Genomic DNA, 23,876 nt, shown 5'->3' with positions numbered 1-23,876 from the left:
CTAACAATTTTAACCGACAAACTACACAATATCTAATTTGATATGCAGCTCTTTTAACTGCGATTCGTCAATTACAGATGGCGCATCAATCATAACATCCCTTCCAGAATTGTTTTTTGGGAAAGCAATAAAATCCCGAATTGTTTCCTGACCACCAAGAATAGCTACCAATCGATCCAATCCAAACGCTAATCCTCCGTGAGGGGGAGCGCCAAACTGGAATGCATCCATTAAGAATCCGAACTGTGCTTTAGCTTCCTCTTCTGTGAAACCTAAATATTTAAACATTAATTGTTGTGTCGCTTTATCATGAATACGAATTGAACCACCTCCAATTTCATTTCCGTTCAAAACCATATCATATGCATTGGCGCGAACTTTCCCAGGATTAGTTTCTAATAAATGCATGTCCTCTGGCTTTGGAGAAGTAAAAGGATGATGCATTGCATGATAACGCCCACTCTCTTCATCAAATTCCAATAAAGGAAAATCAACAACCCAAAGCGGAGCAAATTCCGTTGGTTTTCTTAAACCTAATCGTGTTGCCAATTCCATACGTAACGCACTTAACTGAGAACGGGTTTTATCAGCCGGTCCCGAAAGAACAAAAATCATATCTCCAGATTGTGCTCCGGTAGTTTTTGCCCAATTGCTTAAATCAGACTGATCATAAAATTTATCAACTGATGATTTATACGTTCCGTCATCGTTACATTTTACATAGACCATTCCTGACGCACCTACTTGAGGACGCTTCACCCAGTCAATTAATCCGTCAATCTCTTTACGAGTATAATTTCCAGCTCCAGGAACAGCAATTCCCACCACTAATTCCGCTGCATTGAAAACAGGGAAATCCTTGCTTTTTGCCACTTCATTCAACTCACCGAATTCCATTCCGAAACGGATATCCGGTTTGTCATTTCCATATGTTTTCATAGCATGTTCGTAGGTCATTCGAGGGAATTTCTCTACTTCAATACCTTTTATTTCTTTTAGCAAATGTCTTGTCAACCCTTCAAAAATATTTAATATATCTTCTTGTTCCACGAAAGCCATTTCGCAATCTATTTGTGTAAACTCTGGTTGTCTGTCTGCACGCAAATCCTCATCACGGAAACATTTCACAATTTGGAAATATTTATCCATTCCCCCCACCATCAATAATTGTTTGAAAGTTTGCGGTGATTGTGGCAAGGCATAGAACTGTCCTTCATTCATTCGAGAAGGAACAACAAAATCTCTGGCTCCTTCGGGTGTAGATTTGATTAAATATGGCGTTTCCACTTCACAGAAATCCAAATCAGAAAGATATTTTCTAACTTCCATAGCTACTTTATGACGAAACAACAAGTTGTTCTTCACTGGATTTCTACGAATATCCAGGTAACGGTATTTCATTCGGATATCTTCACCACCATCCGTTTCATCTTCAATCGTGAAAGGAGGTGTTAAAGCTGCATTGAGGATTGTTAGTTCAGTAACTAAAATTTCAATATCACCCGTAGTCATATTTTTATTCTTGGCTTCACGCTCAATAACAGTTCCTTTTACCTGAATTACAAATTCACGCCCTAAGGTTTTAGCCAATTCGAAAACTGATTTTTCAGAACGGCCTTCGTCAAATATCAATTGTGTAATTCCATATCGGTCACGCAAATCAACCCAATTCATAAATCCTTTATCGCGAGATTTTTGAACCCAACCGGCAAGCGTAACTTCTGTATTAATATGTGAGGCGTTTAGTTCACCACAATTATGACTTCTGTACATGATTTAAATTTTAGACTGCAAAAGTAAACACAAAAATCAAATTAATTCAGAAAACTATACAAGTAGATGGAATTTAAAATGAAAAAAAATGTTAATGTTCAAAATTTTTATAAGTAATTTCTTTATATTTGAAAGGCTTTAATTAGAAACCAATTAATTATGAAGAAATTACTCTTTACTGCACTTGTGTTAATCAGTACTTTAACTGGCACGGCTCAAAAAAACAAGTATATGACGTTTCAAGGCGAAATAGCCAATAAGAACGGAGACGCCGTTTATATTACTGACAGCAAAAACAAATTGATTAAAAAAATTCAGGTCAGCAGTGAAGGTGTATTCAAAGACACATTGAACGTTGTTCCTGGAAGATATGGCTTATCTGACGGCAATGAATTTACGATAGTGTATTTGAAAAACGGATTTGATTTAGCCTTAAAAATGGACACTAAGATGTTTGACGAATCTATAACATACACTGGAAAAGGTGCTCTAGAAAATAATTTTTTAGCTAAGAATTCCTTATTTGAAGAGCAAACCGATATGGGCAAATTACTTGCTGCCCCTGAAGTTGATTTTTTGAAAGGATTGGACAAGAAAAAAACAGACGATTTAAAACGTTTAGAAAACACAAAGTTAGACCCTGTTTTTATTGATTTTCAGAAGAAAAGCATTGATGAAAATTACAAAGGAGTTGTTAGCTATTACAAGATGAACTATGAATCTAATTTAGCCAAAAGCAAATTGCTAAACACTATGTCTCCATCTTTTAATTATGATAATTACGCTGGAGGAAAAACAAAATTAGAGGATTTTAAAGGGAAGTATGTTTATATTGATGTTTGGGCAACTTGGTGTGGTCCTTGTCGTGCCGAAATTCCTTTTTTGAAAAAAATAGAAGAAAAATACCATGGCAAAAATATTTCGTTTGTAAGCATCTCCGTTGATGTACAAAAAGATGTAGAGAAATGGAAAACTTTAATAAAAGACAAAGAATTGGGCGGTGTACAGCTTTTTGCAGATAACAACTGGAATTCTCAGTTCATTAAAGACTATGGAATAAACAGTATTCCCAGATTTATTTTGATTGATCCTACAGGAAAAATCGTAAATGCTGATGCATCAAGGCCTTCTTCTGCGGAATTACAGGTTCAATTAGATGCCCTTTTGAATTAATCAAGAAATTTTAAACCAGCAAAGTCAGTGCGTAAACACTGGCTTTTTTTATGTTTTTTAATTTTCCAATGTTAAGCTTTTGTCTAATGTTACTAAATTGTTATGTAAATGTGTTTTAAATGTAAAATATTATTTAATTTTGAATAACAAATTTATAACACATTAAAAACTAACGATATGAAAAATTACATAATTTTAGCAGCAGTATTGTTCTCCGGGATCATTTTTGCACAAGAAGTAAAACCTGTATTGGAACCTTTTGGAAAAAAACTTAAAGCAACTTACTTTTTTGAAAACGGTCAAGTACAACAAGAAGGTTTTTTTCAAAACGGAAAATTAGAAGGAACTTGGGTTTCTTATGACGAGAAAGGAAACAAAACTTCTTCTGGCGAATATAAAAAAGGAGTTAAAACCGGAAAATGGTTTTTTTGGTCTCAAAACAATGACAATGCGTTTACAAATTTAAATGAAGTTGATTATTCTAATAACAGAATAGCTTCCGTTAAAAATTGGAAACGAGAAGCAATAGTTAATAGAGACTAAAAGAAGTCAACTACACGCATGCAGAAAATACAGCCTTACATAAATAGTACCTATAAATACTATTCGAAAAAAATTGGAACCATTAAGATATTAAGACGTAAAAAACTTAATTTCTTAGTGGTTTTATTACGAAGTGACTTCTTGAATTGTAGAAGTCAAAAAAAAAAAAAATCGAGAACAATTGTGATTTGATTATCAGGAATTCTTTGTGATTTAAAGCAGTAAACATAGCTTTACGAAAAACCTCTAAATGAATAATTAAAAACAGCCTCTATTGCGCTTTAATAATTTACAATACAGCAAATTAAAAAAATCATTACAGATACTTAAATTGTAAGAATTTTAAATTAAATTTAGCTAATCTTAATCTAAGTAAAATGCAAAATTTTGAAGAAACTAAAACATTATTTAATAATTCCTCTTTATTTTATATTATAAGCACTGATATGGATGGTAAATATTCATTTATAAATGAACATTATGCTAAACAATTTTCACATGTAGATACCACCTTAGTTGGAAAGCCTTATTATATCACAATGCACCCTGATGATAGGAATACTTGTATCGAAGTTTCTACTAAATGTTTTGAGAATCCGACTAAATTATTTCCGGCGACAATCAGAAAACACGATGGAGAGGGTGGCTATGTTTATACTCAATGGGAGTATAAAGCAATGCTTGATGATAAAAAAAATCCTGCTGGAATATTCTGTTTAGGATATAATATAACAAAGTATGTTGGGGAAGAATTACAATTGCAAAAGGCAAATGAAAAGATTGAACAAAATAGTAATACCCTGAAAAACATAATTTTTCAACAATCACATCTTGTTCGCGCCCCATTAAGCAATATAATTGGCCTCACCAGTATTTTAGACAAAACATTATTAGATAGTAATACAAGTAACATTTGTGACATGATATTAGAAAGCTCTCGGCAACTTGATGAAATTATTAAAAGTATTGTAACTAATGCTAGAACCTAAATTAATATCTAGATAATTTTCCATCGTAGAGAAATTGTAACTTAATCATATATAGGTGAAAAGAAACAATTTTTATACTTGTTTAAAAAAGTCGGGCAATCACTAACGAAAAAAGCCCGTAACACTTGATAAATCAAGAAATTACGGACTTTAATGTACCCGGAGCCGGAGTCGAACCGGCACGGTTTCCCACAGGTGTTTGAGACCAGCGCGTCTACCAATTCCGCCATCCGGGCTTAGCTAGACATGAAATAACGAAAGTTATCTCAACGCAATAAAAGATGTGATTGTGTTTAAATCAACCATCAATTCCTTTAACACGGTGCAAATGTAAAAAATAATATTAAATGTTCAACTAAAAATACTTAATTTTTTCCTTTCAGAGTTGAATAAATTTTATAAATTTGCACCTCGTTAAAAACACAACACACAACTAACTACACCCGAGGCAAATACAAACATAAGGCTTTAAATAAAAGACAAAGCCAAACTGTATGGAGCGCATCGGAATAAAAACAACAAATTAAATGTCACACCTAGAACCAGAAGCTAAAATTTTTGCTTGTTCACAAAGTGTATATCTTGCTGAGAAAATAGCAGAGCAATACGGAATCCCATTAGGGAAAATCACCATGTCAAAATACAGCGACGGTGAATTTCAACCTTCTTATGAAGAATCTATCAGAGGATTACGTGTTTTTATCGTTTGTTCGACTTTTCCAACGGCAGATAATCTAATGGAATTATTACTGATGATTGATGCCGCAAAGCGCGCTTCGGCAAGACACATCACCGCAGTAATTCCTTATTTTGGATGGGCAAGACAAGACAGAAAAGATAAGCCAAGAGTTCCGATAGGAGCTAAATTAGTGGCTAAATTATTAGAAAGTGCTGGTGCAACAAGAGTAATGACTATGGATTTGCACGCAGATCAAATTCAAGGATTCTTTGAAAAACCAGTTGATCACCTTTTTGCATCGACAATATTTTTGCCATATGTGAAGAGTTTAGGATTAGACAATTTAACAATTGCTTCTCCTGACATGGGTGGTTCTAAAAGAGCTTACGCCTATTCTAAATTTTTAGAATCTGACGTAGTTATATGTTACAAACAAAGAAAAGAAGCCAACATTATCGACACCATGGAATTGATTGGTGAAGTAAAAGGTAAAAATGTAATCTTAGTAGATGACATGATTGATACCGGAGGCACTTTGGCGAAAGCAGCTGATTTAATGATGGAAAAAGGAGCATTGAGCGTAAGAGCGATTTGTACTCATGCCATTTTATCTGGTAGTGCTTACGAAAAAATAGAGAATTCTAAATTATTAGAATTAATCGTTACCGATTCTATTCCATTAAAGAAAGAATCAAACAAAATAAGAGTGTTGAGTTGTGCGCCACTTTTTGCTGAAGTTATGCACATGGTACATCATAACAATTCCATTAGTGGAAAGTTCATAATGTAACCCCAAACAAGTAATATTATTTAATAACTATATTTTTTTTACAATGAAATCGATTACAATTAAAGGATCAGAAAGAGAAAGCGTGGGTAAAGTTGCGACTAAAGCCCTACGTAATGCTGGATTGGTTCCTTGCGTATTATACGGAGGAAATCAGGCAGTTCATTTCTCAGCAGAAGTTATGGCTTTCAAAAACTTGGTTTACACTCCAAACGCTCACACAGTTGAGATCGATCTTGGAAAAGGAAAATCATTTAACGCTATTTTACAAGATATTCAGGTTCACCCGGTATCTGACAAGATTTTACACATTGACTTCTTTCAATTATTTGATGACAAAGAAATCACTATGGAAGTTCCTGTAAAAGTAGTTGGAACATCTAAAGGAGTTCTTGCTGGTGGTGTTTTACGTTTGAACACTCGTAAACTTAAAGTAAAAGCTTTACCAAAAAATCTTCCAGATTTTATTGAAGCTGATATTACTCCACTTGAAATGGGGAACAAATTGTACGTTACTAAGTTAGTTAACGAAAACTACAAATTGATCCACCCAGACAACACTGTTGTTGCTCAAGTAAGAATCTCTCGTGCAGCTATGAAAGCAGCTCAAGAAGCAGCAAAAGCAGCGAAAGCTCCTGCAAAAGGAAAGAAAAAATAATATTTTTTCAATCATTCAAGAAAGCATCAGTTGTAAAACTGGTGCTTTTTTTTTGCTTTATATTTTGTTATATCGAGAAACAAGCAATCTCATTATTCTATTTTAAATTATTAGGAGCACAACTACCCATTTTCACAACAACTCTACTCCTGCTGTCCGTTGTATCCACGCCAAAAAGCGTGGGATGCCACTTCCATCAGGGCTATTCAGAACTATTTTGCTCTCAATAACGATTTTTAAAAAATCTAATAGTCCAATATTCTAATTAAGTTTACTTTTGCAGCATGATAAAATGGATTTCAACTATATTCTCGTCAACAAAAAAAGAGAACAATACAGATTGTACGAAACCAGAGGTTCACGAACACCAAAAAAACAATATAGAAAGCGTGAGTAATAAATTTTTAATAGTAGGACTAGGCAACATTGGCGCCGAATATGTAAACACTCGTCACAACATCGGATTTAAAATCGTGGATTTCCTAGCCAGAAAAGAAGGAATCTCTTTCGAAACCGTAAAACTTGGCGCATTGGCCGGATATAAATTCAAAGGAAGAACCTTTCTACTTTTGAAACCCAATACCTATATGAATTTGAGCGGGAAAGCAGTGCAATATTGGATGGATAAGGAGAAAATTCCTTTGGAAAATATTCTGGTAATTACCGATGATTTAAACCTTTCATTCGGAACCATTCGCATCCGACAAAAAGGAAGCGATGGCGGACATAACGGATTAAAAAATATCAATCTTGTACTTAATACGCAGAACTACGCAAGATTCCGTTTTGGCATCAGCGACGAATTCAAAAAAGGAAAACAAGTTGATTATGTCCTGGGAGACTGGGATGATGCTGAAAAAACGGCACTTCCGGAGCGACTGGAAGTAGCTTCCGAAATCATAAAATCATTTGGAACTGCCGGACTGGAAAATACCATGACCGCATTCAACGGAAAATAAAAAAGGGAAACGTTTTGCTAACGTTTCCCTTTTTTAGTAAATTATATTTTGATTATTCGATCACAATCTTTCTGACATCTTTTCTATTTCCGTCAATAACCGTCAATAAATAAACCCCCGGTTGGGCATTTTTCAGTTGAATATTTTCATTGAAATTCGACTTGTTTTTAAATTGATTTTCAAATAGTTTTCTTCCCAACAAATCATGGACTAATACCTTTACACCATTAGATGAATTACTTGTAAACTGGATGTTAAAATTCCCTTTGTTTGGATTTGGATACAAAACAAAATCATTAATTTCAAATTCAGGTGCAGCAAGTGTAAACGATTGTGTACAAATCGTAATAGTGGCCGAATCTACTTTCCCTGTATCATTAACATCAGCATCACTAGCTCTAAATGTCCATAAACCTTGTTTACTTTGACCATTAAAAACAGATAAAGGATCAAAAGGAGCTACTGTTTGAGCCGTCGTTGTCCCACAAGCAAGCGCACCTCCTGCATCGTCGTAATTCAACACCAAACTACTATTAGACGCACCACAACTTCTGTCGAACAATTTTACAACAGTACCTTGTGGACTCACCACTTCTAATTGCACATCTGATAAATATTTATGGGAAAAACTAACATCAAAATTCACATCGACTATTGTTTCTGTTGAAGCTGGAACATTTAATGTTTTAGAGATACTCGAAGCGTCTGGTATATTAAAAGGAGTTGCAAAAGCATAAGTAGTACAAGAAGAAGTGACAGAATATCCTATTGCAAAAGCTTTACTATTTACAGCATAGTATATATTTGCTGTTGGTTCTATTAAAATTCTACAATTTGTAGCTGCAACATTGGGAACAGTAATGGTTTCTGAACCATCATTTGGCGTATTACTTACTAAAATTGTAGAAAAGGTCAAACCACCATCAGTAGATAGTTTGATATTCACATTTGTTGATCCGGCTAAACCATTAGAATCATTCACACTCCATGTTATTGTTTGTGAAGATCCTTTAGCCCAACTTAAATCGTCTGTGTTTTGTGATGTTACAGCAAATGGACCAACTGTTCCACTTACATTTACTATCATCTCATCAGTATTCGTTTGTGCTGTACCCTGTGCAGCATTATCCCTGCCTGTTAAAGTAAAATGTAGTGTTCTGGCAACAGAAGCTACAGATTCCCATGCTGAGGTCAATCGATTAGATAAAACTGAATTATATGCAGGCATGTATCTAACCTTTGAGCTACTAGGATAAATTGATCTAAAAAGAGGCCCTTCTGTTTTTGTGGAAACAGCAAAACTATCCGCCCCGCCTTGCGCTATAGCAGTATCATTTTGCTCCCAACAATAGGAAAGAGTATCACCATTGATATCAGAACCAGTCCCGGTCAATATAAAAGCGGTACCATTAGGTATTGTAAAATCTAAACCAGCGCTAATTATTGGCGGACTGTTACTTAGTAAAGTACTAACAGGACACGTTTTTAAAGCAAGATTACCTTGTATTTGTTTAATGCTTGCGTAGGCAAAATAATCATCTGAATTAGCTTGAACATCGTAACTAACGGTAATTCCTGCATAACCCATAACAGTAGAACCGCTTCCAGGCTCGACATTTACCCCAGTTCTTTCAGCACTGTCAAATGAAAAGGTGTGGTTAGCGCCTAATTGATGCCCCATTTCATGTGCCACAAAATCAATATCAAACGTATCTCCTTCTGGTATTGCATCACTAGGTGATGTAAACGCGCTTCCTTTTCCAATACTATAAACTGGAGTGGAATCAGTATTTCTTAATGGATCACAAACGCAACCTATACACCCTGCATTCCCTCCTCCTCCTGACGCTCCAAATAAATGACCAATATCATAATTCGATCCTCCAATAACACTAGTTAAGGTAGTTTGTAGTTCATTATTCCAAGTCCCGGGACAATCATCATTAGCACTGGTGCAACCCGCAATCGTTTTTAATCCAGTAGCCGCATCTGAATATGGATCAGTGGCAGAATCCGTATATATTACATCCGTATCATTTGCAATAATAACCAACTGCACCGCTAAATCTTTATTAAATATCCCATTTACCCTAACCATAGTCGCATTCATAGCTGCCAAAGCATCCGCTTTTGTACCAAACGAATTTCCTTTAATTGTCCTGTGATAAAAAGCATACTCGCCCGTACAAGACAAGGCCAATCGCAAAGTTTTAAAAACTCTATTATTAGCTGCAATTTTACCGGTTGCATTCAATAATTTTTTATTTAAAGCCAAATCCTCCGTTTTACAACTAAAAGGCAGATTCCCTTTTTCTCTATTTTTAGAATCAAAAAGGATGTAAATATTCTTGTCTTGAGCATAAGGCTCAATGAACTCAGAACCTTCATCGGCCCTTAAAATCATAGTTTGAATTCCTTTTGGTGACATACTAAAATTTATAGATGCCTTTTTATCCGTAATTCCAATCCCCGCATAAGATCTAATATCTGGATATTGAGCCTGCAATTGAGGTTCGAAATTTGAAGATTCCCAAACTGAAAACTGTTCTAATTTCCCATTTTTATTTGGAATTAAGATTTCAACTCTATTTAATTTGGATGTTTTATTTCCTAGGGAAAGCAACGATTGCCTCAAAACCACGTCATCAAATTTAAAAAACAAAGCTTCCGCTGGATCCATCGCTATATTCTTTCTATCCGAAACAGTATTATTGTCCAGATTAACTCTCGTCCAAGGAGAATTATTTTGCGCATTCATAGTTGAATTACAAACAACAAGTATAAAGAATAGTATAATTTTTTTCATGGGTGGAATTAATTAATGTTCAAAATTAAATCATTTATGTTAATGTTGAAGTTCATTGTCCATTATTTTGAACAAAATAATAAATTTCGTGCCTTGATTTATTAATTTTCTTTGAAAAATGGAATCTATCTGCAAAAATCTGTCGAAAATCAATTACTCAAACAGTTACATTTAATCTAGATAGTATAAATTTGCACCATTATAAAACATTTGCTTTGAAGATTTTTCATTCTATAAACGATTTCAGTTCCGCAAAAAAGACTATCCTTACTTTAGGCACCTTTGACGGAGTTCATATTGGTCACAAAAAAATTCTGGAAAGGGTTATACAAAAAACAAAAAACGAAGACTACGAAAGTTTAGTCCTTACTTTTTTCCCTCATCCCAGAATGGTTTTACAGAAACATTCTGATATAAAATTACTGAATACTATAGATGAAAAAATACTTTTACTAGAGAAAAATGGCATTGATAATCTGGTTATTCATCCTTTTGACGAGACTTTTTCCAGATTAACCGCTGAAGAGTTTGTGAAAACCGTCCTTGTAGACCGATTTCATATTCAAAAAATAATTATAGGTCACGACCATCGATTTGGCAGAAATCGCACGGCTAACATTGATGATCTTATTGCTTTTGGAAAAGAATATGATTTTGAGGTAGAACAAATATCCGTTCAGGAAATAAATGATATTTCGGTAAGTTCAACCAAAATTAGAAAGGCATTATTCGAAGGTAACATGGATTTGGCAAATAAATATTTAGGGTACGAATATTTCCTAACTGGTACTGTAGTCAAAGGAAAACAATTGGGAAGAACAATAAACTTCCCTACTGCTAACTTACAAATCGAAGAAAACTACAAACTAATTCCACAAAACGGAGTTTACATTGTAAAAAGTATTATCAATCAAAAGACTGTTTTTGGCATGATGAATATTGGATTGAATCCCACTGTTGTCGGTGAGAATCAGACCATAGAAATCCATTACTTTGATTTCGACGCCGATTTATACGACCAAAAAATAAGTACCTCCATTTTACACAGAATTCGCTCTGAGCAAAAATTCGAATCAGTATCCTTTTTAAAAGCGCAACTGGAAAAAGATGCATCAACTGCAAAAGCTTACCTAAACAAACTTTAGTTTTCGTAGCAATTCTTTTTAAACTATTTTATAAAATATTGGCATATTTTCTGTAAATTTGATAAGCAATGTATTGTTTCTCAATGAGATCTTTTTTTAATTCTTTAAAAACTAATCGTATGAATCTGCCAAAAGAAATTTCAAATGGATTAATTATCTTCATCGGAATCGGTGCTTATTTTCTATTAATGGAAGTTTTGGGCCTTGCCGATCTGATTTACTTACGTTTATTTAATGTTTTATTCGTTTTTTACGGAACCAATAGAACTTTAAAAACCAATTTCATGGAAGGGAAAGTCATCTTGGTTCCTAATGCTGTCGCAGCCCTTCTCACTTCCTTTACAGGTGTATTTCTAAGTATCTTAGGACTTATTGCTTATAGTTATGCGCAAGGTGGTGATGCATTTGTAAAATCATTGTCAAAAACTTTTTTATTTGGGGGAAACCCATCAGTAATGACGTATTCCATTTCTTTACTCTTTGAAGGAATAGTGTCTGCTGTGATAGTTACGTTTATCCTGCTGCTCATCTGGGAAACCCGTTACGCTTCAGACAAGCATTAAATTTAATTTAGAAGTCGCTTTTTTGTATTTACAAAAAAAAATACCATTTCTATTTTCGAAACCATTTAAAAAAAAACAGCACTATGAAATTATCAAAAGAACTATTAAACGGAAGTATTATTTTTATCGGAATTGGAATTTTTTTTCTATTAATGAATGTTTTAGGCCTTGCTGATTTGTTCTATTTACGATTATTGAACGTCCTCTTTATTTTTTATGGAGTCAACAGAACTATAGAAATGAACATCTCCGAAGGCAAGAAAGAATTTGTCCCTAATGCCGTCTCGGCCATGATAACATCCCTTATTGCCATTTTCTTAAGCATAATAGGCTTAGTGATATACAGTTACTCAAAAGGTGGCGACGCTTACGTACAATCGTTATCAAAAACCTTTTTGTTTGGCGGGAACCCGTCCGTAACCACCTACTCCATTTGCCTTCTATTTGAAGGAATGGCATCATCCGTAATTGTTACTATGTTATTAATGTTATATTGGAACAACCGTCTTTCAACTGATTAACCATTGCGTTTCAGATTCCCTTCACATGGCTATTTAAAAACTATTAAATTGCTTCTTTAGAACAATTTGATTACTTTTGGCGCATCAAAAAATTGTATCGATGAGCATTACAAAACATAACTGGACGAAAGACGAGATTATCGCAATATATAATAAACCTATGATGGATTTGCTTTTTGAAGCAGCTTCTATACATAGAGAACATCACGATCCTAATGTCGTTCAAGTATCTACTTTATTATCTATAAAAACAGGCGGATGCCCGGAAGACTGTGGCTATTGTCCACAAGCGGCACGATATCACACTGATGTCGAAGGCAATGACTTAATGTCCGTTAGTCAAGTTAAAGCACAAGCTTTGCGAGCAAAATCAAGCGGCTCATCACGTGTATGTATGGGAGCAGCCTGGAGAAACGTAAAAGATGGCCCAGAATTTGACCAAGTCCTTGAGATGGTTCGCACGATTAATAAACTAGACATGGAAGTCTGTTGTACACTTGGAATGATCACTGAAAACCAAGCACATCGTTTAGCAGAAGCTGGATTATATGCTTACAACCATAATTTAGACACTTCAGAAGAATATTACAAAGAAGTAATTTCAACCCGTGGATTTGAAGACCGCTTGCAAACCATCGAGAATGTTCGTAAAACCAACGTTACGGTTTGTAGTGGTGGTATCATTGGAATGGGAGAAAGCATTGAAGACAGAGCCGGAATGCTAGTGGCTCTATCTACCTTGAACCCTCAGCCAGAATCAGTGCCAATAAATGCACTAGTCGCTGTTGAAGGAACTCCAATGGAAGAAGAAAAACCAGTGGAAATATGGGAAATGATACGAATGGTAGCAACCACTAGAATCATCATGCCGGAAACACAAGTACGTTTGTCAGCAGGAAGAATGAATATGAGTCGTGAAGGTCAAGCTATGTGTTTCTTTGCAGGTGCTAACTCGATCTTTGCAGGTGATAAATTACTGACGACCCCAAATCCCGATGTAAATGAAGATATGAAAATGTTTGAAATGTTGGGTTTGAATCCGCAAAAAGCATTTACTAAAGTTTCTCAACCTCAAACTGTTGAGGCTGTAGACTCTCAATTTACACCGTTAGGTGAAAAGCCAAAATGGTCAAGACCAGGACACACAATCGAGAGAAATCTTGAAGCATCCAAAAAGGAAAGTTAATGTAAAATATTATCACAGATATTTCATTTACCTTTGCATAAAGCTTTATTAATTTTGCTCCTAGTTTACACTAGGAGTTTTTTTTTAATTTAAATATTTTAGTATGCCATTACAACTGACTGAAATTGAACGTGTAAAAACCATTTCAAAAGAAGATTTTTATACCAATTTTGTAAAAAAACAAAAACCTGTTGTAGTAGAGCGGCTAACATCTGATTGGCCTGCTTATGAAAAATGGAGTTTAGAATATATCAAAGAGATCGCTGGCGATAAAATTGTTCCGTTATATGACGACCGCCCCGTTTCGTACAAAGATGGATTTAATGAGGCACACGCAAACATGAAGATGTCTGATTATATTGATCTTCTTAATTCAAAACCTACTAACTTCCGGATTTTTCTATATAATTTAATGCAAGAAGTGCCTTTGTTAAAAAAGGACTTCCATTGGCCTAACCTAGGATTACGGCTTGTCAAACAACTTCCTATGTTATTCTTTGGAGGTGAAAATTCGAGAGTTTTTATGCATTATGACATCGACTATTCGAATATTTTACATTTTCATTTCCATGGAAAAAAGCGATGTGTTTTATTTGCGCCAGATCAAACACCCTATTTATACAAAGTTCCTTTCTCTCTAATCTCAAGAGAAGATATTGATTTTGACAATCCTGATTTTGACAAATTTCCTGCTTTGAAGCAAGCCAAAGGTTATGCTACTGAATTAAAACACGGTGAAATGCTCTATATGCCAGAAGGATACTGGCATTATATGAAATATCAAACGCCAGGCTTTTCTATGAGCTTAAGAGCTTTTCCCATAAGCATTATTAAATTATCAAAAGCGGCTTATAATGTATTTATCATGCGACATATTGATAATTTCATAAAAAAAAGAAAAGGCCAAAAATGGATTGATTACAAAAATGAAAAAGCTTTAAGCACGACAAATAAGAATTTTAGCTGAGTACTATTTTAATCTAAGAAAATCTAAAAAATCCCATTCCTATTAACAGAATGGGATCTAATAATATTTTAAATTACTTTTTTTAATTTAATAAATCACTTTTTTAGTAACGACATTGCCGTCTGCCAGCGTTACTTTAACTAGTACCGTTTGCTTATTTAAAGCAATGTTTGAAGTTTGGAATTCATTATTATCTATTGCCACTTTATCGAACACTTTTCTACCAAGTAAATCAAAAACAGTCACTCGTTTTATATTTTCAAATGCTGATTTTATTTTTAATTCAGTTCTGTCTTTCGTTATTAAAACATTTTTGTTATTTAAATCAAAGGTTTCATTTCCAAGAGTTTTGTCAGTAAAACGCAATACAAAACGGTCATTAAAAGTACCTGCTGCCGACGTATAATCATAAGCTTTTGATTTTATGTCATGAACTATGTTCAGTAATTTGTCTTCCAGATAGATATTTTGATCATCAAGGAACAATCCATCCATATGATCGATGGCGATTGTAGCATTTCCTGCAAGGTCTATAGCATATCCTAAAGGAACAATATCTGTGTCAACAAATTCCGTTCTCGCCTGGATGGCTAGTTTAGCAGTTCCTAGAAGACTATACAATGCAAAGGGAGAGGCGTCATTAAAAACCAAACCATCATATCCAGGATCATAATTATTTGTAGCGTTTGCTATATACCCCACTAATGATTGGCTCCCTTTCGAAGAATTGGTTAAATTAAGCCAGATTCTATTCTTTAACTCTAAATCCTGTTGTTTTTTTAACACTGAAGTACTTTTATAGAAATTTGTGTTTGTGTTTGCAACATCTCTCATGGAGTTATCGAAAACGATGTTCCCCGGAGCATCTACCTCTACAAAAAAACCTTGTCCTGAAGCAATATTTTTCGTGGGTGCATTATTATTTCCTGTTCCACTGCTCGCTTGAAGTGTGCCAACACCACCGGCTTTTGTATAAGTAGCATAATCAACGTCATCATAATCGTTACCATTTACCCTATGATTATGTGTCCAAAAATACAATGTTCCTGAAATGGTTTTGGTACCGGTTCCAGTAGTAATATTAGCATCGATGAAATCGTCTGCATCTATCGCAGAAGGATATGGGTTCCCTACGAGACGTTCTCCAGTACCTATATCTGGCCCTGATATTCGTATAGTTACGGGAATAGTAATTGTGCCATTATTAGGAATTCCTGTGAACTTAAACGAAGTGTCAACCGCAGGAGTAACGGTACCAGAACCTTCGGGAGAACGAATAGCATAACCAATTCCTGGAGCAAATACGGTAGTAGCAGCATTAACATTTGCCCAATCATTGTTGTAATCAAAATACTTATCGCTTTGAGTGTTTGGCGAAAACTCTTTCAATGTTTGCGTTCCACTTGTTGATGAAGACCAATAAATAAAATCATCCAGAAGAATTGGAGCGGAATTCCTTTTCACATTTATATTACCAATATTTGCATTTGTTATACCAGTCTGTACTAAACTCGCATTATTTTCAAGAGTTAAAGTGCCAGGCGCTGTCACAGTCAGTGCATTGCTGACTAATAAAGAAAAGGAATCAGACACCTTTACCGACCCATTGGTTACCGTGAGTGAATTATTGACAGCAGTGTTATTCCCAAAGCTATAATCACCACTTAAACCTGAAAATAAAAGATTATAATAGGTTCCAACCGCAACATTTTGTACTCCTCCGTTGTACTCGACAGTTCCTGAAGGAAAGGGCTTACCATTAGACAATCCAGAAAAACGGACTGTCCCTTCCATTGCTGCTAATTCGGTATAAGACAAATTACCTGCACCCATATCTAATATGGTTCCTGTGTCACTTAAATCTAAACTGGCTGTATTTAAATCAAACCCATTCATCTTAAAGGTTTGCGTACCTCCGTTATCAATACCTAATTGATTTCCAATACTAATATTTCCTGAAGCAGTTTGTGTACCAGAAGTATTTCCTAAAACAAGAGAAGGCGAAGCGTTGTAGATTCCGCCAACTATGGTTTGTCCACCCGTCAAATTACTGTAGATTACTGAGCTAGTCCAAGTTTCACCGGAAGGTAAGGGAGCGGCAGAAGTACTAGTTGTTTTAAGTTGACCAAGACCTGAATTAGTAAAAGAACCGCTGCCACCTAGAGCAAAAGTTGCCATGTCCAGTACTGCCATGTCGGCAATATTTAGATTATTATTGACTGTAAATCCAGCCGTCGCGGTCAAACTTGCGACCGTATTTGAATTTGTCAAATTAAAAAATATAATAGAGGAGGAACCTCCAATTTCTTGTGACCCAATTCCATTAAAATTTATTGTACTGGTATTAGCATTAAAGGTTCCCGAATTTGTAAAATTCCCCCCTAGTAATACATTGGATGTATTGGCATTAAAAGTACCGCTATTATTCCAATTACCGCTAATAGACATTATACTACTACCTGCATTAAAAGTTCCGCTATTATTCCAGTTTCCTCCAACTGTTATGGGACTATTTAATCCAGCTACGGATAAAAAAGCACCATTACCAATTATAACATTACGACACGCTGTTGCTGTATTTATTACCGGTTGATTGGTTAGATTAGTTATGATAATATCAGTTGCAGCGGTTGGTTTTACTCCCCCACACCAGTTACCAGCATTATTCCAATCAGTATCAATAGTACCGAGCCACGTCCCAGCTAAACAGGATGAAAGAATATTTAAGATTCCCGTAGTTGTCGTCCCAAATCTTGTAGCATTTTTATTGGCTGCTGGTGAACCCGTCCCTCCCCAGGATCCTGCAGAAGATTGGGTAATACCGTCAAATGTTAAACTTTGTGATGAAGAAGTAGAAATATTTGGAAATAATGCAACTGCGGTACCGTTTATTGACAAATTCCCTACTACGGTAGTTGCAGCTAAAAAAGTTTTATTCACCGATGAAACTGTCCCGCTAAGAACCAGATTACCGTAATTTCTCGCTGTTACCGTTTGAATAGCACCACTATACTCAACGGTGCTGGTTGGCTCTACCGTAAATGTAGTAAAACCAGTAGGAAATGTGCTTGTTCCGCTTAGTTTTAATGTACCACCCGACACAATCGATAAAGTTGACCCTCCTGTTATAGTAAATCCACCATTATCTAAGATTGCACCGTTATTGATTGTCAATGGTGCAGATGTAAATGTTTTATTACCAGTAGAGGTTATTGTTCCTGTATTAGCAATAATAACTCCGCCAGTTGCAGTAAATGGAGTCTTCCATTCCAATCCTGCATTACGAGCACCTGCTGTGTTATATCTTAAAGTGGCAGCTGTTCCATAGGTTGGTGCAATAGAAATTGTAGCACTTCCTTCCATAGAAAGAATACCGTTAATAGTGGGTGCAGTACCAAAGGTTTTCCCTACTGCCCCAGAAAGAGTAAGATTATTATAATTAACAACCGCACCAGCCTGCGTAACCGTATTATTATAATACTCGACAGTCCCTGTACCAGCACTAAAAATCCCACCAGTTCCAGAAATATTAGATCCAATTCTCAAAATGCTTGACCCACAATCCAGTGTACCATTTGTTCTAGTCCATACTCCAGAAAACGTATGCGATAATCCTGACCCAAGATTAAGATTCCCACCACTCCCATTTATGGTTAACCCACCAGCAACAACACTACTAGTAAGTGTAGCTATTCCACCGGTCTTTAACATACTAACTACACCTGTCGTGGTAAAACCTTGAATCATTTGACTTGCCGTTCCAATAAATTGAACCTTTGCCGTACCTAAAGCAACAGCGCCAGAATTGCTGTAGTTACCGGCCAGTATCAATCCTCCTGTAGTTCCTGCAGCTGTAAAAGTAATATTTCCTGTATTGTTAAAGTTCCCCCCTACGCTTAACAATCCAGTTGTTGAATAAGTAAGAGTTCCCGAATTTGTAAAATTCCCAGTAACGGTCAAAAAACCTGTAGTTCCTTTTATAGTAGCGCTGTTTGTATACGCGTCATTTAGCGTAAGAGTTCTAGTTGCAATATTTAGAGTTGATACAGGACTAATAACCAGCGGAATAGAGGTATTAAAAATTTTATTAGAATTTAATGCTATTGTTCCTGTATTAATTATATTGACCCCTCCGGTTGCGATAAACGGAGTAATCCATTCTAAAGTAGCTGTTGTTGTTGCAGCTGTTCTATTGTATCTTAATGTTGCAGCTGGACCATAAGTAGGAGCTGTAGTTCCTACTATTGCTGTTCCCTCCATAGAAAGAATCCCGTTTATAGTTGGTGAGACAGTAAATGCCTTAGTTCCGGATCCAGCCAATATCAAGTTGTTAAAAGTAGACGCCGTTACAAGGGTTTGCCCGGCTCCCCCAAATTTTACTGTTCCTGTACCTGCACTAAAATTAGCTCCTGAACCATTCCATGCCGTTGTGCTAGTTACATTTACATTTAGCGTACTTGAACCTCCGTTCAACAATCCATTTGTTAAGGACACAATACCTGTAAAAACATGTGTTAATCCAGCTCCAAGATTTAATATTCCTCCAGATCCGTTTAGTGTTAATGCTGCACCATTAACATTTCCAACGAAAGTTGCTGTGCCTAAAGATTTCGACATAGTAACCGAACCCGTTGTTGTAAATGCTTGAATGGTTTGATTAGCTGATCCAGTAAACTGAACCTTTGCAGAGAGTAGAGTAACGGTCCCAGTATTGCTGTAGTTCCCTCCTAAATTTAATCCTCCCGCTGCAGAAAACGAAAAATTCCCTGAATTGTTAAAATTTCCCACCGTAACTGTCAAGCTTCCCGTCGATAAAGTAAAAGCACCCGTATTGGTGAAATTTCCAGTGAGAGCAACAATGCCCGTACCTCCTGTAAATGTTCCTCCGCTATTAACAAAATCTCCAGTAATTGTTAGTGTGAATCCGGTAATTTTCAAGATAGCGCCAGAATTGATTGTAAGGTTTGCAACACTTGCACTAGCCGCCACCGAAACACTACCGACTCCTGTCGTAGCAATTATCACATTATCGCCAGCACTTGGAGCAATTCCCCCTACCCATGTAGCTCCGGTTGCCCATGTTCCACCAGCAGCTGTACTTGTAATTGTACCAGCATTTGCAAATGAAACAAAGAAAAACAACGTTAAAACAAAAAAGACATTTCTTGTATTTACACGAAAGACATTCTCAAAAAAGCAAAAAGCAGTTAGAAATTGGGTATTCTCTTGATTATATTTCGGTATAATAGGACTTGAATGTGTTTTCGATCGAAAAAAAATCAGAAAATTACTCAAAAATAAAGAAAATTGGGGCAAATGTTTCTTAATCATATTTTTGGTTGAATTTGTATATATCTTCACATATTGTGGTATTTTACTGAAAGATATCTTAACAAAATCATAAAAAAATAGAATATAAAAAAAATTTAATCGTTTAAGTGCATAAAAATCCGTTTAAATACATAATCACGGTTTAAATACCTAATTTACAAAAGAAGAATTTTGAAATACTTGCTGTTTTTTTAGTAAATTACTTTCCTTGTCACTATTTGACCATTGATTAACTTAATTTTAATCAATAAAACTTGCTGATTCGATATTATAGTAGAAATTGTTACTTCATTTGCATCTACCTTACCGTTTTTATAAATTGATTTTCCTAATAAATCGTAAACCTGAACATTCTCTATTTTTTCTGAATAAGAATTAATTTTAAAAATTTTGTTCCTTACAGAAACCAAAACGGTATTATTTAACGTCTCAAAACTTTCGTTTGCTAAAGTTTTATTACTATATTTTAATACAAAACGATCATTAAAAGTCCCTGCCCCAGTGTTAAAATTATAAACCGCACCTTTAAGGTTCTTCACTGACTTGGTAATTTTATCTTCAAGAAATACATCTTTTCCCACTAATAACCCATCTGTTTGAGCGATAGCAATAGTAAAATCCCCGGCAATAGTAGTTTTATAACCTATAGGAACCTCATCATCCACATCAAAAGGTAAAGCTCTGCCTTGAATTACCAGATTTTTATCTTGGTTAACACTATAAAAATCTACAAATTCATTTCCATCAAAAGTTTCGCCATCATACCCATTATCATATTCATTTGTAGCTCCTGTAATATAACCTACTAAAGTTTGTTTGAAAGCACCTTGACTGTTATATAAATTGAGCCAAACTCTATCTTTTTCAAGGAAACTGTTTACTTCCGCTTTTGAATTGTTAAGTTTAAAAAACTGAGAATTATCCAGTATTACACCAGCAGTACTTAATCTCATACTATTGTTATAAGCAACAATTCCTCCAGCAGGCTTAATCCCTGCGAAAAAAGCTTGTCCTGAAGCGATTTTACCGTTTGGCACGCTATTATTTATACCCGCCGCTGGCGTCCCAATTCCTGTAGCAGCTCCGCCTGTCAAGTTATACGTAGCATAATCATCTGAAGTGTAAGCATATGCTCCTGACCCAAGATTTGCTAAACCCGCTCCAATATTTGTATTGTGTGTCCAAAAATATAAAGTCCCTTCTAAAGCAGTAGTCATATTCGAAATTAAAAACAAATCTGCATTAAGAGCCGAGGGGTAAGGATTTCCTAAAAGAGCCGAGGCTTCCAGTGCTGCAGCTGTTGGAGGAATAGTTACTGTAACAGCACCATTATTTGGAATTCCTTTAAAAGGCGCTTGATAAAAATTTGGAGGAGCCGGAGCAACATAGGTTTGAGGCCCTCGAATAATATAACCAATCCCATTAATCATATTGTTATTTGGGTTTTCTTGGTACCAATCATTCGCAGCAAGATTAAAAGAGTAAAACTTATCTAAAGATGTATTAGGAGAAACATCAATTAATTTCTGTGCAGAGACAGGACTGCTCCAATAGGTATAATCAAAATTATCTATTTGCGTTGTTGTTGTTCTTTTATACGTTATAATTCCTGTATTTACAGCAGCATCATTGATTTGAACAAGACTAGAGCCATCTTCAAAAGTTAATGATCCATTAACACTTAGTTTATCCTGAATTTTTACTACAACACCTGTAAGCACTTTTATATTCACACCCGTGCTAACCGTACATGAACACAAATCTACATTAGCAGAAAGGTTTCCAGAAGTAGTATAAATCCCAATTTTTGTTAAATCGGGTACGGAGCTCCACGATGTACCATTGTAAGTTGTTGTAACCACAGGGTTTATCATAGTACTAGTAGATGTTCCCGAAGGACATGCCCCGCTGGAAACCGTAAAGGTATAAGATGTATTTGCAGTCAACCCTCCTACAATTGTATTATCTATTCCTGAGCCCGTAAGACCTGTTAACCCAGCGGTAGCTGGATTTGGAATAATAGTCCAAGAACCAGTTGCCGGCAACCCTGTTAATTGAACACTTCCTGTCGATGTGATGCAATCAGGCTGTTTTTTGAGAATTACTATTGGTACTGTTGGTATACCTGTTACAGTTAAATTCGAAGTTACTGAATTGGAGCAGGCATTTGCCGAAGTTACTTTCGCAGAGTAAATAATAGTAGCCGTTGGCTTCGCATAAACCGTAGCTAAATTATTTCCTAGATAGGGCGTAGTTGCTAAAGCATCCGTAAATAAATTGGTTATTGGAGACCAAGCGACAGTTGGAGCAGCTGTCGTAAATCTCATATTAGGTCTTTGAGCTTCAGTATAGCTAATCGTAGATGATCCACATCCATCCGTATTATCCACTCTATAGGTCAAAGAGCTATTAAATGTGGTAGTTGAATACTTACTTTGCGCATTTACGGTGTATTTATTCCCGGAGTTTTTATCATCATTCGTGTGACAAATTTGAATAACAATATTAGAAATACCATCCCAAACAAATGATGTTGTGAAATTGTGTGTATTAGCTCCGTTTACCGGTTGGTAATTGGTAGGTCCAAAAACGGTCGTCAAACCATTTTCCCATGTAGTAATAGAGGATTGGGGTGTATTTCCCATACTAATTGTATATGCTGTATGAATTCCAGAAGTTCCAAGAGTAGTGACATCAAATGTTAGGCTATTAATCACAGAGCCATTCCCAAGGCCAGAGCTCGTTAATTCGCTGGCTAAAATCAAATATTGTTGTTTTACGTTTTCATACCACGCACCATAAGGAGCAGGATAATCGGTAGCTGTATCAGCATTAGCAGTATTGGTTAACGTTCCAGTCCCTATAATTGCAGTAACTGAAGCGGCAGTTGTGGCAGAAAGCACTTGTACAGTATTAGCACAGAGACTTGCTACTGTTGGTGAAACTGTAATAGTTGGTACTGCATTTACTACCAGAGAACTTCCACTAGTTCCTTTACCATACACATTTGAAACTTTCACTATTCCACTTGTATTTCCTGACAAAAGAATTGCTGTAATACTTGTTGATGAATTCACTGTGTATGAAGCAACAGCCAAATTATTAATCGAAACTCCAGTTGCTCCAGCAAAATTAGTACCTGCTATATTTATTGATTCGCCTGGGCAAACTGTAGTTGGATTAAAACTTGTAATTGTTGGGATTGGATATCCTTTCAACGTTGCATTATCAATAATAAAAGTTCTATCTACTTTATTTGCTTTATCAAGCTTTGTTATTTCTATTAATACTTCAGCTGCATTATCAGAAGTTATTGGAAAGGTAACGGTCGTAAGCGTATTGTTTACTGTGGTTGGCGTAAAAGCCCCTAATACTGTATCCCAATTCACTCCACCATCAGAGCTTACTTTTACCAAAAATGTGCCAATATCAATATTACTAGTTCTATTACAAAATGAAAAAGTCATAGCACCAAATCCTGTGGTATTTGCAGTAAATCGATAATAATCCCCTGTATTCCAATTGGAACCAGTAACCATATACGTTCCTTGACAAGGAGATGCATTTGTATAAGACGGTGAAGCCACTCCAGATAAACCGAAGGCTGGACTTCCAATAACATTATCAATATTCGGGATTGCTGTTCCTGTATTACTCTCAAAATCAAACTGAAAAAGGGTAGTTTGACTAAAAGAAACAGATGATATTAAAACAAAAAAAATAAGAAAAAGTTTCCCTTTAAATAAAGAAAGTAAAGTTTTATTCATGTGGTATTATTTATTTGAAGATATTTTAC

15 protein-coding genes and 1 tRNA gene are annotated in these 23,876 nt (G+C 35.5%); 11 read left to right on the top strand and 5 right to left on the bottom strand.

Annotated elements, in window-relative coordinates:
- Positions 1-21: 21 nt before the first annotated feature.
- Complete coding sequence (gene aspS / locus BUC23_RS02655; protein WP_073205020.1) at positions 22-1,773, bottom strand: aspartate--tRNA ligase; 1,752 nt, start codon at positions 1,771-1,773, stop codon at positions 22-24.
- Positions 1,774-1,932: 159 nt separating this feature from the next.
- Here aspS and BUC23_RS02650 point away from each other — a divergent pair, with 159 nt between their 5' ends.
- The 3 genes from BUC23_RS02650 to BUC23_RS02640 all read left to right on the top strand — a co-directional run bounded on the left by BUC23_RS02650 (position 1,933) and on the right by BUC23_RS02640 (position 4,478).
- Complete coding sequence (locus BUC23_RS02650; protein ID WP_073205017.1) at positions 1,933-2,946, top strand: TlpA family protein disulfide reductase; 1,014 nt, start codon at positions 1,933-1,935, stop codon at positions 2,944-2,946.
- A 177-nt stretch (positions 2,947-3,123) separates the two neighbouring features.
- Positions 3,124-3,489 carry a toxin-antitoxin system YwqK family antitoxin gene (locus BUC23_RS02645; protein ID WP_073205014.1) on the top strand — a complete coding sequence of 122 codons (366 nt, stop codon included), beginning with the start codon at positions 3,124-3,126 and terminating at the stop codon, positions 3,487-3,489.
- A gap of 377 nt (positions 3,490-3,866) precedes the next feature.
- Complete coding sequence (locus tag BUC23_RS02640) at positions 3,867-4,478, top strand: PAS domain-containing protein (protein WP_073205010.1); 612 nt, start codon at positions 3,867-3,869, stop codon at positions 4,476-4,478.
- 156 nt (positions 4,479-4,634) lie between these two features.
- On the opposite strand, the gene BUC23_RS02635 is transcribed toward BUC23_RS02640, so the two are convergent.
- A tRNA-Leu gene (locus BUC23_RS02635) sits at positions 4,635-4,714 on the bottom strand.
- A 291-nt stretch (positions 4,715-5,005) separates the two neighbouring features.
- Between BUC23_RS02635 and BUC23_RS02630 the strand changes: the two genes are divergently transcribed.
- The 3 genes from BUC23_RS02630 (at position 5,006) to pth (ending at position 7,561) form a co-directional block, all read left to right on the top strand.
- Complete coding sequence (locus tag BUC23_RS02630) at positions 5,006-5,947, top strand: ribose-phosphate pyrophosphokinase (protein WP_073205007.1); 942 nt, start codon at positions 5,006-5,008, stop codon at positions 5,945-5,947.
- Positions 5,948-5,990: 43 nt separating this feature from the next.
- A complete protein-coding gene (locus BUC23_RS02625) occupies positions 5,991-6,602 on the top strand; it encodes a 50S ribosomal protein L25/general stress protein Ctc (RefSeq protein WP_073205004.1) in 612 nt (203 codons plus the stop codon).
- Positions 6,603-6,886: 284 nt separating this feature from the next.
- Positions 6,887-7,561 (top strand): aminoacyl-tRNA hydrolase, encoded by a 675-nt coding sequence (gene pth / locus BUC23_RS02620; protein WP_073205001.1) that lies wholly within the window; start codon positions 6,887-6,889, stop codon positions 7,559-7,561.
- Positions 7,562-7,613: 52 nt separating this feature from the next.
- Here the strand turns inward: pth and BUC23_RS02615 are convergent, their stop codons facing one another.
- Positions 7,614-10,367 carry a zinc-dependent metalloprotease gene (locus BUC23_RS02615; RefSeq protein WP_073204998.1) on the bottom strand — a complete coding sequence of 918 codons (2,754 nt, stop codon included), beginning with the start codon at positions 10,365-10,367 and terminating at the stop codon, positions 7,614-7,616.
- Positions 10,368-10,582: 215 nt separating this feature from the next.
- On the opposite strand from BUC23_RS02615, the gene BUC23_RS02610 reads away from it, so the two are divergent.
- From BUC23_RS02610 to BUC23_RS02590, 5 genes are all read left to right on the top strand, one after another.
- Entirely contained in the window at positions 10,583-11,512 is a 930-nt protein-coding gene (locus tag BUC23_RS02610; protein WP_073204994.1) for a bifunctional riboflavin kinase/FAD synthetase, read from the top strand.
- Positions 11,513-11,631: 119 nt separating this feature from the next.
- On the top strand, positions 11,632-12,075 hold the full coding sequence (locus BUC23_RS02605) for a hypothetical protein (RefSeq protein WP_073205796.1): 444 nt from the start codon (positions 11,632-11,634) through the stop codon (positions 12,073-12,075).
- A gap of 83 nt (positions 12,076-12,158) precedes the next feature.
- Positions 12,159-12,596, top strand: coding sequence for a hypothetical protein (locus BUC23_RS02600; protein ID WP_073204991.1), 438 nt, complete (start codon positions 12,159-12,161; stop codon positions 12,594-12,596).
- Between the two features lie 100 nt (positions 12,597-12,696).
- Positions 12,697-13,782 (top strand): biotin synthase BioB, encoded by a 1,086-nt coding sequence (gene bioB, locus BUC23_RS02595; RefSeq protein WP_073204988.1) that lies wholly within the window; start codon positions 12,697-12,699, stop codon positions 13,780-13,782.
- A 103-nt stretch (positions 13,783-13,885) separates the two neighbouring features.
- A complete protein-coding gene (locus BUC23_RS02590) occupies positions 13,886-14,749 on the top strand; it encodes a cupin-like domain-containing protein (protein ID WP_073204984.1) in 864 nt (287 codons plus the stop codon).
- An 87-nt stretch (positions 14,750-14,836) separates the two neighbouring features.
- Here BUC23_RS02590 and BUC23_RS02585 read toward each other — a convergent pair whose 3' ends face one another.
- Positions 14,837-19,891: a T9SS sorting signal type C domain-containing protein gene (locus BUC23_RS02585; protein WP_167365549.1), complete on the bottom strand. Its 5,055-nt coding sequence runs from the start codon at positions 19,889-19,891 to the stop codon at positions 14,837-14,839.
- Positions 19,892-20,271: 380 nt separating this feature from the next.
- On the bottom strand, positions 20,272-23,847 hold the full coding sequence (locus BUC23_RS17170) for a T9SS sorting signal type C domain-containing protein (RefSeq protein ID WP_084538289.1): 3,576 nt from the start codon (positions 23,845-23,847) through the stop codon (positions 20,272-20,274).
- Between the last annotated feature and the right edge of the window lie 29 nt (positions 23,848-23,876).

The sequence above is a fragment of the Flavobacterium xinjiangense genome (assembly GCF_900142885.1).
Taxonomy (GTDB): Bacteria; Bacteroidota; Bacteroidia; order Flavobacteriales; family Flavobacteriaceae; genus Flavobacterium; species Flavobacterium xinjiangense.
This window is presented reverse-complemented; position numbering and strand designations above follow the sequence as displayed.